Here is a 15,356-nt window from a genome sequence, read left to right as displayed (position 1 = left end):
GATGCTCATGACGGCGGCGACGGTGCCCAATGCACCCGATGCGGTGGTGATCCGCGAAGCGGTGATGCTGGCATGTCATGCCCCGTCGTTGCACAACAGCCAGCCATGGCGATGGATTGCGGTGGGTCCAACCTTGCAGCTGTGGGCCGACTCCAGCCGTTCGATGCCGGCTACCGACCACACCGGCCGGGAACTGTTGTTGAGCTGCGGCGCGGTGCTGGATCACCTGCGTGTCGCCATGTCGGTCGCCGGCTGGGACACGACCACCGAACGGTTTCCCGACCCGGCAAGCCAGGACCAGCTGGCGACACTGCGATTTCGTCACGCCGACACCATCACGGCAGAGCAGCAGCGCCGGGCGCAGGCCATCCTGCGGCGCCGCACCGACCGATTGCCGTTCGACCCGCCCGCCCGGTGGACGGCGGCGGAGTCGGTGCTGCGCCGGGTGGTCGCACCCTATGACGTCCAGCTGGACGTGGTGGCCGACGAGCAGCGTCCGGCCCTGGCCGAGGCGTCCCGGCTCACCGAGACGCTGCGCCGTTACGACACCACCTACCTATCCGAATTACGTTGGTGGACATCGCCGTTCACAACAGACCCCAGTCACGCACCGGAAGGCGCCCTGGTGTCCACCGCGGAAGCGGCCCGGGTCGACATCGCGCGGGCGTTTCCGCCGGCCGGCGGCGGGCGGCGTCGCCCAGGCATCGATCATGACCAGTCCAAGATCGTGGTGTTGTCCACCGACAGCGACGACCCGTTGGACGTGTTGCGCTGCGGCGAGGCGATGTCTGCCGTGCTGCTCGAATGCACCATGGCGGGCATGGCCACGTGCACGCTGACGCATATGACCGAAATCGCGATGAGCCGCAACATCATCGCCCAGATCACCGGGACTGCGGGTCGGCCGCAGCTGCTCATCCGACTCGGCCGATCACCGGCCAACGACCAGCACGTGGAGCGCACCGCGCGGCGGCCCGTGACGGAAGTACTCGAGTTTCGGCGTTGACCTGCGCCAGCGGGAAGGAGGTCCAGCACATGACGCGACACTGGCTGGTAATGGAGACGGCGAACGGACCGCAAGCGCCGTTCGTCACCCGGGTAGCCGGCGCCGGCCGGCATCTGCCCGAAACCCATCTCACCACAGACGAATTGATGGCGACCACTCGTCACCACACCCACATCGACCTGGAACGGCTGACCGGAATCCACGAGCGCCGGGTCTCGGTGGGTGACGAGGATTCCTACTCCCTGGCCACCTCCGCGGCACTGAACGCACTGGCCGCCGCGCGGCAGGATCCGGCCGCGCTGGACGTGGTGATCAACTGCAGCATCACCAAGTTCCGCGGCGGCCTGACCCAATGGCTGGAGCCGACCATGAGCAGCGCCATTGCCCGCGCCATCGGGGCGCGTCGGGCGATGACGTTCGACGTATCCAACGCGTGCGCCGGAATGCTCACCGGCGTAACGATTTTGAACAACTGGATCCGCCAGGGCGTGGTCGAGCGCGGACTGGTCGTCAGTGGCGAGTACATCTCACAGCTCAGCCACAACGCGGCGCGCCATATCCGCAACATCCTCAGCAAGGAGTTGGCCTCGTTGACCCTCGGCGATGCCGGCGCGGCCCTGCTGCTGGAGCGGGCACCCGCCGGCTCGGCGGGAATCGCCCTTGCCGGGTTCACCACCGTCGCCGACTACAGCCGGCTGTGTCTGGCCTACCCACGCGGACACGACCCGGGCGCGCGGATGTTCACCAATTCCCGCGCCATCCACCAGGCCGCGATGGCCAACACGCCGCTGCTGTTGCAGGAAGTCCTTGATACTGCCGGCATTTCGATTCACGACATCGACCACGTGATCACCCACCAGACGTCGGCGCGGGCAATCCGCAAGGGCATGGCCCGAATGTCGCAGTCGTTCGGCGACAAGCCCCGCCATGACGCGGTGATCACCGTGGACCGGTACGGCAACACGGCGTCGACCACGCATACGGTGGCGCTCGTCGAGGAACTCGAGGCCGGACACGTCGCGGCCGGCGAACGGATCGCGCTGATCGCTCTGGCTTCTGGGCTGGAAATAGGAATCGTCTTACTGACCCTGGATGAGGACATGGTGAGCCGGTATGGGCACAGTCATTGACCGAGTCGACCTCACGCACCCGGGCCTGCTGCATCGGCACAGCGCGCTGCACCTGGCCGTGGCCGCTGCCAAGGATTGCCTGCAGCGAGCGGGATGCGATCCCGGCGAGCTGGATCTCGTGGTCAACGCGGGGATTTATCGCGACCGGAATCTGGGCGAACCCGCGCTGGCAGCGCTGATCCAGGACGACATCGGGGCCAACCCCGAGGATCCGCATGCCGGTGGTCACGGCACGTTCTCGTTCGACATCGCCAACGGGGCCTGCGGTGTGTTGACCGCGCTGCAGATCGTCGACGGTTTTCTGCGGACCCGCAGCATCAATCGCGCGCTGATCGTGGCCAGCGACGCCGATCCGGGACACGGGATGAGCGAGCACTTTCCCTTCTCGGCCGCCGGAGCCGCGTTGTTGTGCGGCTGGAGCACCGACGACTACGGTCTGAGCCGCGTGTCGTGGGCGAACCTGGACGACGGGGCAACCGACGAGACATTCCGCGCCACCGTCGGTTTCGCCGACGCCCGTAATGTTCTCCGGTTCAGCGAGTCGGCCGACATCGATGATCAGTTCGCCGCCGCCGCAGCCCAGGCGGTGGCGGCCTGCCTGGCCGCGCATTCCGTGCGGCTTTCGGCCATCGACATGATCGTCGCCGCCCCGGCACGGCAGGGGTTCCGTACGGCGCTGGGCAACCGGCTCGGGGTGCCGGCCGACCTGATCCGCGTGGCGGATGACGAGCACATGCATACGGCGGCGCTGGCCGCAGCCTTCGAGGGACAGGTGCAGAGCCTGCCCGCGGGCACCCAAGTGCTGTTTGTCGCCGCGGGTGCCGGCGTCACGGCCGGCGCGGCGCTGTATCGTCAGCCGCCCCGCGTCGTCGGGTGAATATGTAGACCCGGCGTGCGGGCAGTGTCACGATACCGGGGTGGACGTCAGTTGCCATCGAACTGGCGCGTTCGGCCGTCGACGACAGCTTCACCTCCGGTGAGATGATATGGCGGTGGCTGGCCGTCACCGCGATGGTCGAATCCCTGCTTGCTCGTGGCACCGGCGCCGATCTCAAGGAAGCCCAATCCGCGATCGACCGGTTGGCCGCGGTACCCACCGACCCGGGCTTCGTCCTTCACGAATTGCCGCTGCTGCGGCTTCGCGGTCTGGTTGCCCCGGCGCACGGCGACGCGCCCGGCCATGACGAATTCATGGCGCGTCTTCGCGCCAGGGCCGAAGCGCTGGGCTTCGAACCTCTGGTTGCCGCAACCACTTCGGTTCATTCCTGAGGCGCCGGCAGACACGGCCGCCGGTGTGGGAGCTAACTGTTACGGCTGATTTTGAGTGCGGTGGTGATCATCGGAACCTGCAACGGCAGCCGCGCCAGCGCGATGATCCGCATCGGCCAGGGCTTGTCCCACCACAGCCGGACCATGTTGAGATTGCCCGGAAAGACCGCCACGAACAGCCCCGCGGCCGCCAGCGCGGCCAATCGCCGGGTGCGTCTCGGCAGCAGCAGCGCTCCGATGACCAACTCGGCGACACCCGATACGTAGGTGTAGAGCCGCGGGTTTCCGGGCAGTTCGGCAGGGATGATGTCGTCGAAAGGTTTGGGCGCCACGAAGTGGATGGTGCCCACGCCGATCAGCAGAGCGGCGATCCGATACGCCGCGATCTGGGCGGGGTCACGCCGTGTACCGGCAGGCTCGGTCCCCGATGACATCGAATTCTGTCCGGGGCTCATCGCGCAGGCTGCCGCCAGGAAATGATGCGTTCGGCCAGCTCCGGTCCGCTGTCCTCCTGGATGAAGTGGTTGGCGTTGATTCGGGCATGCGGCTGGCCCGCCGCGCCCGGGATGTGGTTGATCAACGGACGGTCGGCTCGTCCCAGGATCGGGTCCCGTTTCCCGAAGATGGCAAGGAATGGCTTCTCCCACCGGCCAAGCGCGTCCCAGGCGGCCCGGTTGGCCGCAATGGCGGGGTCGCCCGCCGATGTCGGTACCAACTGGGGAAAAGCGCGGGCGCCCGCTTGGTACCGCTTGTCGGGGAACGGAGCGTCGTAGCCGGCCCGTACCTCGGCGGGGACCTTGTGCACGGTGCCGGTGTCGACGATGCGGCCGGCGGGCAGCACGGGGGAGTAGCGCGCGAAAGCCCGCCAGATGTAGAAGGCGGGCGGGGTGCGCTGCTGCGCGGTGGGAAGGAAGCCGTTAGCCACCACCAGCGCCGCTATCCGGGCATCCTGTTCCGCGGCGATGCGCAGACCGATCAGCGATCCCCAGTCTTGCACGAAGAGCGTGACGTCGCGCAGATCGAGATTCTCGAACCACGACGTCACCCATTGCACATGACGCAGGTAGGTGTAATCCTCTATGCGCGTTGGCTTGTCGGAGCGGCCGAAGCCGATCAGGTCGGGTGCCAGCACCCGGTTGCCGGCCTTGGCGAGCGGCGGGATCATCGTCCGGTACAGGTAGCTCCAGGTGGGCTCGCCATGCAGCAGCACGATCGGCGGCCCGTCGGTCGGACCCTCGTCGAGGTAGTGCATGCGCAACGCCTGGGTGTCGGTTGCCGCAACATCGACGTAGTGCGGTGCGAACGGGTAGCCGACCAGGTTTTCGAACCGGGCATCCGGTGTTCTCAGGACATCCATCAGTCAGCTCCTTCGGGGCGGGACGGTGAGCGCGTCTGCTACGGCAAGCCTGCCATGCCGCTGCGCCGGGCAGGAGGGCCGGCCGGTCCAGCCGGCACCTGCGACGCTCCGCATCTCCCATCTCGGGACACCGAAACACCTTGCTGTAGTTGGTATCTCACGGACCACAGCCAAGCCTGCGACCAGCGTGGCGCCGGCACCGCGGAGCCGGCAGCTGCTTGGGCGCGGCGGAACCCGACGTTCATCCGACCATGGTGCCGGTGGTTCGCGGGCGCTTGCCGGCTGGAATTTCTGCTGCGTCTAGCATGTGCGGGAGTACGCGGCTGCGGCCAGACAGGAGATCTCATGGTCGAGATTCACGTGGAGCGGACCATCGCTGCGCCTGTGGAAATGGTCTTCGACTGGCTGGCCGACCCGCACGCGCTGACCGCCGCCCCGTTGGTGCTCCGGGCCGGTTACACCAAGGACTCGTCTCCGCCGGGGCCGGGTGCGGTGCGTGAAGTGGTGGCGCTGGGCACGTGGTTTCGGGAGCAGATCACGGCCTTCGATCGGCCGCACAGCTACACCTACCTCATCGTGCGCTCATTTCCGCCGTTCAATCACGAGGGTGGCACGTTGACGTTCACTTCCGCGGGCAACGGTACCCATGTCGAATGGCTGACCACCTACACCCATCCGGCTCGGGCCGGCGGCAACCTGCTGGCCGCAGTCACCCGCCCGCTGCTGCGCTCCAGCTTCCTGGCGATCCTGGCCGCCTGCGCGAAGACGCTCGAAAGCTAGCGGTGCCGAAGAATCGGCTCGCGGTCGCGGGCCACCGACGTCCGGAGTGGACCGGCCGTGGTCCACGCTGAACGTGCCGGTGCGCGCACATTCGTCGTGACGGGTGCGGCCTCGGGCATCGGTCTGGCGACCGCCCGCCGCCTTCTGGACGAAGGTGGCTCGGTCGTCGGCGCCGACCTCGTCGCCCCGCACCAGACCCTCGGCCCGCGATTCACCTTCGTTGCGGCCGACGTGACCGACGAAGCCGCCGTCGCCGCCGTCATGGACGCCGTGCCCGGCCGCCTGGACGGCGTCGTCCACTGCGCCGGGGTCGCCGGCGGCGGCCCGGTCCACCTGCTGCCGCGGACCGAGTGGGACCGGGTCATCGGGATCAACCTCACCGCGACCTTCCTGGTGGCCAAGGCCGCGCTGGCCAGGATGATCGAGCAACCCCGCGCCGACGGCGAGCGCGGCTCGATCGTCACCCTGGCCAGCATCGAAGGTCTGGAAGGCACCGCCGGCGGTAGCTCCTACAACGCCGCCAAGGGCGGTGTGGTGTTGTTGACCAAGAACATTGCGCTCGACTACGGGCCGAGCGGCATCCGCGCCAACGCGATCTGCCCGGGCTTCATCGCCACGCCGATGACCGAAAGCGTCTTCGGTATGCCGGGCATGGAGGACCCGCAGGCCTCGATCGTCGCCGAGCATGCCCTGCGGCGGCTGGGCCGCCCGGAGGAGGTCGCTGCCATGGCCGCCTTTCTGGTGTCGCCGCAGGCATCCTTCGTCACGGGTCAGGCCATTGCCGTCGACGGCGGCTACACGGCCGGACGCGACCACGGCGTCGTGCGGCTCTTCGGCTTTCCCGAGTGAGACGAGTGATAGGAACCCCATGACGTCGACAGCCGAAGCGAGCGGGCGGGTCGTCGCATTGGCCCGCGGGATGCGGGATCTGGTGCGAGCCGAGGCCGCCGAATCCGAGCGCAAGCGCACGCTGACCGATCCGATCGTCGATGAGATGTGGGCTACCGGGCTGATGTCGGCGCTCAGTCCCGTCGCCGCCGGCGGGGTCGAGCCGCCGTTGGCTGACATGATCGAGATGTGGATCGAAATGGCTTGGCAGGATGGGTCTTTCGGCTGGATCGGGATTGCGAACCTGCCGTCGCGGTTCGCCGCCGCGACCTACCTGCCCGACGACGGCTTCGCCGAGGTGTTCAGCGCGCACGACAACCATGTCACGATGGGCGGCCAATTCTTCCCCAACGGGCAGGGGACCGCCGTCGACGGCGGCTACCAGTTGAGCGGATCGTGGAGCTTCGGCTCGGGCACCGGCCATTCGCAGTACATCGCCGCCGGATTTTTCCCGATGGACAACGGCGAGATGCGCTGGATCAGCGAGGGCATCCCCGACATGCAGGTGGCCGTGGTCCCGCGCGACGACATCCAGTTCAACGACGGCTGGTACGTGCAGGGTCTCAAGGGAACCGGGTCTTATGACTACAGCGCCCAGGATGTGTTTGTGCCGCACAGCCGGACGTTTCCGCTGTTTACCCGCGAGCCGTACCGGGGGAGTTCGCCGGCCACCCGCATGGGCCTGATGCCCGTTACCGCCGCCGGTCACGCATCGTGGGCACTCGGGGTCGCCAAGAGCATGCTCGACGACGTCGCCGACCTGGCGGCCACGAAGTACCGGATGAGTGACATGGCGTCATTGGCCAGCCGCCCGACCTTCCAGAAAGGGCTCGCGCATCACGTCGCGGCGTGGCGGGCGGCCCGCCTTCTGGTACTCGACGCGTTCACCACCGCCGAAGCCGCGGTCGCCGCCGGTGACGACCTGACCCCGATGTTGCGGGCCGACCTCCGCGCGGCCGCGGTCTTCGCCACCGACACGGCGCGTAGCTGCGCGGAGTGGGCGCACCTGGTCGCCGGAACGAGCTCGATCCGCGAAGGCAGTCGTCTCGAGCGCGCGTTCCGTGACATGTACACCGGGACCCAGCACGCCTTCATCAGCGAGAAGGTGGCGATCGATTGCGCCCAGGTGTGGCTGGGCATCATCGAGGACCAGTTCGGCCTCTGAATCCGCTTTGCGTCCGTTTTGCCATGACGATCCGGCCCGCCCGGACGGCGGTCAGCCGACCCGCGGTGCGGTAATTTGGCAAAGATTGCCAACCCATCCGGAAAACGGTTCGCCATGGACGATCACGCTCTTGCCGCACGGCTGGCCACCGAGGCCGGACAGCTTCTGCTCCAAGTCCGGCAGGAATTCGCCGACGCCCCGGCGAGCGAGCGAAAGTCGGCGGGGGACAAGCGATCTCACGACTTTCTCATGCAAGCACTGGCCATGCAGCGTCCCGCCGACGCGGTGCTGTCCGAGGAGGGTGCCGACGACCCGGTGCGGGTGCGCTCGGCGCGGGTGTGGATCATCGACCCGCTCGACGGTACCCGTGAGTTCTCCGAACTCGGACGTGAGGACTGGGCGGTTCACGTCGCGCTGTGGCAGACCGATGAGCTTGTTGCCGGTGCCGTGGCGCTGCCGGCGCAGGGCATCACCCTGGCGACGCCGCGCGTTCAGCCGCCGCCCGCCGCATCCGGCCGACCCCGCATCGTGGTGTCGCGCACCCGTGCGCCCGCGATCGCGCTGGCCGTGCGCGACGCGTTGCACGGCACGCTGGTCGAAATGGGCTCTGCCGGCGCCAAGGTGGCAGCGGTGGTGCAGGGGTCTGCCGATGTGTACGTGCACGCCGGAGGCCAGTACGAATGGGACTCCGCTGCGCCGGTGGCGGTGGCCCGGTCCGCCGGTTTGCATGCCTCCCGCATCGACGGATCCCCCCTGGTGTACAACCGGGCGGATCCGAAGCTTCCGGACCTGGTGGTATGCCGCCGGGAGCTGGCCGAAGCCGTATTGGCCGTCACCGGCGTTGCGGACCGGCGGTTCAATACCGGCGATACGGAAAGCCGAATTGTGTAAAGCCGGGAAGGTGTTTTTCGTCGCCGCCCAATGACTTCGTGAGCGTCCTCCGCCGATCGGGGGACAGGCGATTCATCCCGGTGCTGACCGCTCAGGCGACAGACATTTCCCCGTCGTGACGTCATTGTTATGCGTACTCGTTCGCGCTGTCGCTTGGGGCCGCTCGCGATTGACGAGCAGACCCAACGCCTCACGGATTCCGACAAAGGAGAACACGACATGCCGAGCGACCTCATTCTCGGCTCGGCGGTCACCGGCGCAAAGTTCACTCCGCGTAATCACGCCATGACGGGCAATCCATTCATCGATCTGGTGTCGCGCGGACAGACGATCAAATCCGACACCGGCCAACTCGTCGCCGAAGGCGCCGCGTTATTCGATATCGGGGTGCGCTATTACCATTACCACGCGCGGAATCCGCAAACGCAGGAGCAAAGCACGTCCAACGCGCTATATGCGGCGGTGAGCCACGAGATCCAGGACCGGGTTCCGGGGATGCTGATCAGCTTCGGCGCCAGCCGCAACGGCGTCGAGGTCAAGGAGGCGATCAGGCGTTACGGCGAATGGGAGCGCATCAGTCAGTCCGCACTGCCGCTACACCTGGGCGGCGCCCACTTTGTCACCGGTCAGGCCGCGGTGGAGCTGCAAATAATTCTTGACCTGGAGCGTCGCGGCGTCGATATCGGTATCGCGGCCGCATCGCGCCCCGAATTCGGCCGTGCCGTCCGGCACTATGTTCCGTCGAAGAAAGACAACGAGACTGCGCTTGACGTTCACTCCACGACCGGCGGCAGCTCCTACGGAAGCACGTCACCGCATACGCAGTTCCAGGTTTATCGGAGGGCGGTCGACGCGCGTCGACGGCTGCACCTGCTGCACGAGGTGGAATGGGTTCAGCTGGACCGCAGCTATGCAATGACGCGTTTCGCTACAGAGCACCCGCTGATCCGGCTCGGCTCCGAGGGCCAACTGAATATCACACTGCTATTCGGGTTTTCGCCGCGCTTCCCTTTTCCGGATTCTTACCAAGAATTCTGTCGTGCGGTATCGCTGGCGAAGTCCCTGGAATTCGATCTTTCGGGAAAGCGCGTCCGCGCCGTAACGGTATCGGTCGGCGCCGCGGTTTTGCCTCAGCACGCAACAGCACATATCAAGAAACTGGAGTTCGGCGAACGCAAAGGGCAACTCGCGGGCCCGCTCGAGCGGCTGGCCTGCTACGCGGCTCAAGCTGACAGCAACGTCGACGTGATCCGGTCCGGGATGGAGGACACCCCCTACATCGTCACTCCCGACGGCGAGGTCACGCTGACAGACAACCTGGGCCTTGCGCACCAAGTCAAAGCGATGATCGACAGTTGCGGCTCTGGCGTGCTCACCGACCGTGCCGCGGTCAGGTCCCGGATGGGCTTCGGCGAGTTGTCGAGGCTCGTCGAGCCACCGACAACCGCGCTCGCCGCATGGTGACCACTCGCCACCGTGGTATGGCGGTCGCCGTCTGCACGTTGGCGACGTTCATTGTCAACATCGACAACACCGCATACCAGGTCTCTCTGACTCAGATCCGCGATACCCTGCCGGCAACCTTCACGCAGGGCCAGTGGATTCTCAACGGTTACATTCTGACGCTGGCGGCTCTGGAAATTGTCGCCGGCGCTCTCGGCGACCGATTCAACAAGCGCAGCCTGCTGGTAACCGGACTGGCTGTCTACGTCGCCGGCTCGATCCTCACGGCATTGTCTCCCAACGCATTTGCGATGATCGGTGCCCGCGTGCTGGCCGGCATCGGGGCCTCGATTCTGGTGCCGGTCGGTTTGGCAATGGTTCGGGTACTGGCCAGGGACTCACGAGAACTGCAGCGCTTCACCGGCGGGTGGGGGGCCGTGGTGGGCCTCGGGATGGCCACCGGGCCGCTCGCCGGCGGCTACGTCTCCGGGAACCTGGGGTGGCGAATGCTGCCGGTAGCCACGGCAGTGCTGGCAACGGTGTTCGCGGTGCTGGCGATCGTCTTCCTCCCGTCGACCCCGCCGCAGCATTGTCCGCGACACGACTGGAACGGGATCGTCGTTCTGGGTGTGGCGATGTTCGGCCTGATCGGTTTGCTCATCGCGGTGGGGGAGCCGAGCGATGTCACCCGGTTCGGCCTGCTGATCTTGGTGACGCTCCTCGGCGGATACCTGGCGATCAGGCGGCAGCGGACCGGCTCGTTCCCGATACCCGAACAGGCCTGCCGGTCGCCGAGGTTCCGCGCGGCGATGTATGTGGCGGTCAGCAACTACTTCTGCGTGGGCGGCGCAATCTTTCTGCTGGCCAGCGTTTTCTTCCAGGCGCGCCAACACCTGTCGGTGACAGCCGCGGGTGTAAGCCTCGTTCCGCTTGCGTTCGGGTACGCGATCGGCGCGCGAATATCATCGGTGATCATCGGGCGATCGGGGGTGTTTCGGGCCGTTGTCATGGCCGGATTGCTGATGCTCGCCTCGAGTTCGTCCATCGCGGTGCTGATTGCCATGTCGGCCGGCGTCACGACGGTCAGTGTGGTCGCAATGGTGCTGGGGGCCGGAATGGGTATGGCCAACACCCCGACCAATGTCTTGGCCATGTCCGAGCTTCCCGTCGACTATGCCGGCACCAGCGGAGCCTTTGCCTCGGTGGCGCGTCAGTTGGGCCAAGCGATGGGCATTGCCGTCTGCGGGGCGGCGTATTCGCTGTCGGCTGCCGCGCACGGGCCGGCGAGTTTGCCGTGGATCGCGATCGTCGCCGCCGCCGGGATCATCACGTTGACTGGAGTGCTATTCCTGACTCGGCATTCCAGCAGCACTGCCTCAGGAGGTCGACATCACCAGGGCATTTTCGACTCGATCGGCCGGGGACCCGTCGCCAACGCTGGCGCTCAATGACACGGTAGCGCAACTCCGCAGGTCGGGGGCGGACGTCATTTCCTTCGGTGCCGGTGCCCCTACCATTCCGCCGCCGGACACGACGTTCGACGCGCTGGCCGACTTCGACGTCAGGATCGCGTCGGGCTACGGCAGTAGCCGCGGTGAACCTGCCCTTCTGACGGCGTTAAGTGACTGGTATGCAGCCGAATTCGATCGTCCGACCACCCCGGCGCATCATGTCGTCACCAACGGCGCCAAGCAGGCGATCATGATCGCGCTGCTGGCGCTGTGCGACGTGGGTGACGAAATAGCGATTCCGACCCCTTACTGGCCGAGTTACCTTGATATCGCGCGCCTTTCGGGCCTGACGACAAGAGTGTTGCCCTACCGGTCCGGGACGCCTGATATCGGCGAGTGGATCGATCACGTAGGCGATCAGACCAAGGTGATCGTGTATTCCAGCCCATCAAACCCGACCGGGGCGGTATTGCCGGCAACGGACGTGCGGGCCCTCAGCGAATGGGCCAAAGAGACGGGTCGCTGGCTGATAGCCGACGAGATATACCAGTTTCAATATTATCTGGAAGACGGCCCCGCGCCGTCGGTCCTGCACTTGCCCGAAGAGGAATCCGAACACGTCGTCCATATCTCCAGTGCATCCAAGACATTCGCACTGATGGGCCATCGGGTTGGCTGGATCACCGCGCACCCCAGCGTGATTGACCGGTGTTCGGGAATCGCGTCGAACATGGCCGGCAATGTGAACACCGCCGGGCAGGCGTTGGTGACCCGCGCCTTGTCAACACCCCGCGACGAGTTGGCGCAGCGAACGGCACAACTCACACGCCAACGGGATGTCCTCTGCGCGGCGCTGCGTGATTGTGTCCCGTGGCTGCGCTGGACGACGCCCGACGGTGGTCTGTTCGTATGGTGCGAACTGGCCGACGACCTTTCCGGCCGTTGGGACGGAGACACCGTGGCGGCCGGCCTGCTATCGGACCAACACATTGCCGTCGTGCCGGGGTCTGCCTTCGGCCATCGTGGCGCGGTGCGCCTGTCGTTCACCGAGCCGCCCGAAAAGATCGTCGAAGGAGTGCAGCGGATCAAGATGTGGGGCGAAGCTCGGCTCTGATTCGGTGCAGCGCGCGCTGCCAACCGTTTTGGGGCAGCTGGGTCGGCAGCCGTTATTGCTTCGTGTCCGCGGCGAAGAGTTTGACCATGAGGCCGGATGCCACGCTGCCGGCCACGATCAGCGCGATACCCACCGAGAATTCCACGGAGTCGGTGATCAGGCCCGCGATCCCGGTGACCACGACGAACGTGGGCAGCCACTCGACGAGCCCGATGGTCGACGGCAACCGGGCCGGTTCTCCGTTGGCCAGGTCGAATTTGGCCGAGGCGTAATCCGGGTAGAACTCGGTGACCGCCACCGCAAAGAAGATGGCCGCCAGCTGCAGGATCCAGCCCGTCCAGAAGTTGCTGGGGTCGTGAAAGACGTAGTCGCCGACAAAGCCGACCGCTGCCGTGAACGTGAACGCGCCTGCCCACACTGCGGTGATCACCGCATTGATTCGCATGAACAGAGGGCTGTCCCAATACTCTTGTGGCGTCGTGTCTTTGGCGTAGGCCATGGTGAACGGCTTGCGGATCAGCAGGGTGAGCCAGGCGAAACCGGCCAGGGAAATGTTGGTCAGCTCGCCGGACCACAGTTCCAGCCAACGGATCACGTTGTCGGTTGCGACCAATCCGATGACGGCCAGCGCCGCGAAGAAGAGCGCACCGAAGACCTCCAGCGTGTGGACCTTGATGCCCCGGATGAGACCAGCAACCATGACGAGCAACGAGAACCCCAGGGCGGCTACCACCGCTTCCTCGAAGCGGCCCGGTCCGGACAGGATTGACAACAGCGCCCACGGTGCAATTCCGGCGAAGGGCGACTTGAGAAACGAGTCGATCGCGCCTGCCCGGCGGTTTGCCTCCGGCCGGCCCTTCGGCCCCTGATCGTCGTTGTCGTTACCGGAAGGGGCCGGCAGGTTAGGGCGGGGGGTGTGACTCATCTGGAACTCCTCGCAGCATCGACCGTCCAATTATGACATGTGAATAGTGGCATGTCGTTAGTGACATGTCAATGCTGGACGGTTAGGATGGACCGGTGAGCTTGCGACATGCCGCGCTGGGGTTGCTTTCCCAGGAGCCAGGTAGTGGATATGACCTGCTGAAACGGTTCAAGTTGTCGATGGACAACGTCTGGCCGGCTACCCAGAGTCAGCTCTACAGCGAGCTCAACAAGCTTGCTGCCGCCGGGCTGATCAAGGCGTCCGACACGGGTCCGCGGGGGCGCAAAGAGTACGCGATCACCGATGCGGGCCGGGCGGAGCTCAATCGCTGGATCACTTCTCCGCAGGAGGATCCGCCCATACGCAACGCTGCGTTGCTGCGGGTGTTTCTGCTTGGCCACCTGCCTCCCGGCCAGGCGCGAAAGTATTTGGAATCACTGTTGTCCCTGGCCGAGGAGGAGCACGCGCACTACCAGCAGATCCGCGATGCCTACGACGGGTCCGACGATGACGACAGCTTCTTTGCCCGCGCAGTTCTCGAGCAGGGATTACGGTGGACTCGCCACGAGATCGAGTGGGCCACCTGGGTGATCGAGCGCCTGGATCGGCGGGGTGTTCGACGTAGCGACTAACGTGGACCGTTCACGCGATGCAGCAGATGCATTGGGCTCGAACGGTGTTCAGGTCCGCGTCCAGGCAGTGGCGTTGGCCGTAAGCCTCAGTTGGGTTGGTAAACCACATTTTCTGTAGTGGCAGAAGGACTTTCCGTTGTCTACCCGCTGACGTCAACGTCTGCTGAAATTATCTGCGTTGGTGGCACGTCAGTGCAGGCGTGTCAAGATCGTCGACGATGCCGACGTGCTGCCGAAGTCCTACCGCTACCCGGCGGAGCATTGGATCCATCGTCACCACGGGGCTGGGCTCGCGGGCGTCCGGGCTCCCGATGGCGTTCAAGTTGATCGAGGCCGCTGAGGCACGCTGGCGCCGTGAACGCGCCGCACCTGGTCGCCTTCGTTCGGGCCGGAGCCGTGTTCGAGAAGGGCAAACTCATAGAACGACCGGTCGATTCGTCAACTACTTAGGAGGCCGCCTGACGCTCGCCCAGCCAAAGTATTTGACAATGTCTCGTGTGGCGTCGCGATGAATTTTGCCCTCCGGTGCAGTCTGATCTCCATGGGCAAACTCATCTATGGCTTCAACGTGTCGGCGGACGGGTACATCGCCGATGCACAAGGCAACATCGACTGGGCCGATCCGAGCGAAGAACTGCACCAGTACTGGAACGACTTCGAGCGGGAGACCGCCCTGTCGTTCTACGGCCGGCGGCTCTACGAACTGATGTCCGCGTACTGGCCGACCGCCGACAAGGCCCCGGACGCCACCCCTCTGATCATCGACTTCGCCCACATCTGGCGCAACCTGCCCAAGGTCGTGTTCTCGCGCACCCTGGAGTCCGTCGCCTGGAACTCCCGCCTGGAACGCGGCGACCCGGTCGAGGTGGTAACGAAGCTGAAAGCCGAAACCGACGGCAGGCTGGAGGTGGCCGGCGCGACGCTGGCCGCACCGATCGTGCAGGCCGGACTGGTGGACGAGTACCGGATCGTGGTCACGCCCACCGCCGTGGGCGGCGGCACCCCGTTCTTCCCGACCCTGCCGTCATGGATCTCGCTGCGACTGTTGGAGAACCGAACCTTCCCGGGCGGCGCGGTCCTGCTGCGCTACGCGGCGAAACACGACTGATCGAACACGCAGCCAGACGACCGCGGACGCACTACGAGCTACCCGACTCGAGCGGCACCCCGTTACTGCTGCTGCGGAGCCGGGCCTGCTCAGTTCGATGGATTTGCCGTTGACCATCCCCGTGCACGCGTTTGCCGCCCGGTGAGTCGGCATCCGAGGGCCGTAATCTGCAACAGTGACGAATCCACTCGAGGAGC

General features: G+C 65.8%; 16 protein-coding genes and 1 pseudogene. 14 read left to right on the top strand and 3 right to left on the bottom strand.

All coding sequences use genetic code 11. From position 1 onward, the window contains the following. Positions 1–7: 7 nt before the first annotated feature. The 4 genes from MKAN_RS03980 (at position 8) to MKAN_RS03965 (ending at position 3,405) form a co-directional block, all read left to right on the top strand. Positions 8–1,006 (top strand): Acg family FMN-binding oxidoreductase, encoded by a 999-nt coding sequence (locus MKAN_RS03980; RefSeq protein ID WP_036393270.1) that lies wholly within the window; start codon positions 8–10, stop codon positions 1,004–1,006. A 29-nt stretch (positions 1,007–1,035) separates the two neighbouring features. Further along, entirely contained in the window at positions 1,036–2,136 is a 1,101-nt protein-coding gene (locus MKAN_RS03975; RefSeq protein ID WP_023365385.1) for a 3-oxoacyl-ACP synthase III family protein, read from the top strand. Then, entirely contained in the window at positions 2,120–3,013 is an 894-nt protein-coding gene (locus tag MKAN_RS03970; RefSeq protein WP_023365383.1) for a beta-ketoacyl-[acyl-carrier-protein] synthase family protein, read from the top strand. Before MKAN_RS03975 ends, MKAN_RS03970 begins: the two co-directional genes overlap by 17 nt. 104 nt (positions 3,014–3,117) lie before the next feature. Continuing rightward, a complete protein-coding gene (locus MKAN_RS03965) occupies positions 3,118–3,405 on the top strand; it encodes a hypothetical protein (protein ID WP_023365381.1) in 288 nt (95 codons plus the stop codon). A gap of 32 nt (positions 3,406–3,437) precedes the next feature. Here MKAN_RS03965 and MKAN_RS03960 read toward each other — a convergent pair whose 3' ends face one another. Together MKAN_RS03960 and MKAN_RS03955 are read right to left on the bottom strand one after the other, a co-directional pair. Continuing rightward, complete coding sequence (locus MKAN_RS03960) at positions 3,438–3,839, bottom strand: DoxX family protein (RefSeq protein ID WP_080674194.1); 402 nt, start codon at positions 3,837–3,839, stop codon at positions 3,438–3,440. A 17-nt stretch (positions 3,840–3,856) separates the two neighbouring features. Next, positions 3,857–4,762, bottom strand: coding sequence for a haloalkane dehalogenase (locus MKAN_RS03955; protein WP_023365377.1), 906 nt, complete (start codon positions 4,760–4,762; stop codon positions 3,857–3,859). Positions 4,763–5,107: 345 nt separating this feature from the next. On the opposite strand from MKAN_RS03955, the gene MKAN_RS03950 reads away from it, so the two are divergent. From MKAN_RS03950 to MKAN_RS03920, 7 genes are all read left to right on the top strand, one after another. Then, on the top strand, positions 5,108–5,542 hold the full coding sequence (locus tag MKAN_RS03950) for an SRPBCC family protein (RefSeq protein WP_023365375.1): 435 nt from the start codon (positions 5,108–5,110) through the stop codon (positions 5,540–5,542). 57 nt (positions 5,543–5,599) lie between these two features. Further along, positions 5,600–6,391, top strand: a complete 792-nt coding sequence (locus MKAN_RS03945; protein ID WP_023365373.1) for an SDR family NAD(P)-dependent oxidoreductase — start codon at positions 5,600–5,602, stop codon at positions 6,389–6,391. Positions 6,392–6,410: 19 nt separating this feature from the next. Continuing rightward, a complete protein-coding gene (locus MKAN_RS03940; RefSeq protein ID WP_023365371.1) occupies positions 6,411–7,595 on the top strand; it encodes an acyl-CoA dehydrogenase family protein in 1,185 nt (394 codons plus the stop codon). A gap of 114 nt (positions 7,596–7,709) precedes the next feature. Beyond that, entirely contained in the window at positions 7,710–8,486 is a 777-nt protein-coding gene (locus MKAN_RS03935) for a 3'(2'),5'-bisphosphate nucleotidase CysQ (protein ID WP_023365369.1), read from the top strand. 219 nt (positions 8,487–8,705) lie between these two features. Next, positions 8,706–9,950, top strand: coding sequence for a 3-keto-5-aminohexanoate cleavage protein (locus MKAN_RS03930; RefSeq protein ID WP_160937698.1), 1,245 nt, complete (start codon positions 8,706–8,708; stop codon positions 9,948–9,950). 17 nt (positions 9,951–9,967) lie between these two features. Continuing rightward, complete coding sequence (locus tag MKAN_RS03925; RefSeq protein WP_169733142.1) at positions 9,968–11,380, top strand: MFS transporter; 1,413 nt, start codon at positions 9,968–9,970, stop codon at positions 11,378–11,380. Beyond that, a complete protein-coding gene (locus MKAN_RS03920; RefSeq protein WP_080674003.1) occupies positions 11,289–12,494 on the top strand; it encodes a pyridoxal phosphate-dependent aminotransferase in 1,206 nt (401 codons plus the stop codon). Before MKAN_RS03925 ends, MKAN_RS03920 begins: the two co-directional genes overlap by 92 nt. Before the next feature lie 52 nt (positions 12,495–12,546). Here the strand turns inward: MKAN_RS03920 and MKAN_RS03915 are convergent, their stop codons facing one another. Next, positions 12,547–13,419: a DUF3159 domain-containing protein gene (locus tag MKAN_RS03915; RefSeq protein WP_023365361.1), complete on the bottom strand. Its 873-nt coding sequence runs from the start codon at positions 13,417–13,419 to the stop codon at positions 12,547–12,549. A gap of 95 nt (positions 13,420–13,514) precedes the next feature. Here MKAN_RS03915 and MKAN_RS03910 point away from each other — a divergent pair, with 95 nt between their 5' ends. The 3 genes and pseudogenes from MKAN_RS03910 to MKAN_RS03905 all read left to right on the top strand — a co-directional run bounded on the left by MKAN_RS03910 (position 13,515) and on the right by MKAN_RS03905 (position 15,159). After that, on the top strand, positions 13,515–14,051 hold the full coding sequence (locus tag MKAN_RS03910; RefSeq protein WP_023365359.1) for a PadR family transcriptional regulator: 537 nt from the start codon (positions 13,515–13,517) through the stop codon (positions 14,049–14,051). A gap of 205 nt (positions 14,052–14,256) precedes the next feature. Next, positions 14,257–14,501 (top strand): annotated as a pseudogene (locus tag MKAN_RS29245) (IS256 family transposase); the annotation flags it as partial. 91 nt (positions 14,502–14,592) lie between these two features. Continuing rightward, the gene (locus tag MKAN_RS03905) at positions 14,593–15,159 is read left to right on the top strand and encodes a dihydrofolate reductase family protein (protein ID WP_036393278.1); all 567 of its coding nucleotides are present in this window, start codon (positions 14,593–14,595) and stop codon (positions 15,157–15,159) included. Positions 15,160–15,356 lie beyond the last annotated feature (197 nt).

The organism is Mycobacterium kansasii ATCC 12478 (assembly GCF_000157895.3).
GTDB classification, from domain to species: domain Bacteria; phylum Actinomycetota; class Actinomycetes; order Mycobacteriales; family Mycobacteriaceae; genus Mycobacterium; species Mycobacterium kansasii.
This window is presented reverse-complemented; position numbering and strand designations above follow the sequence as displayed.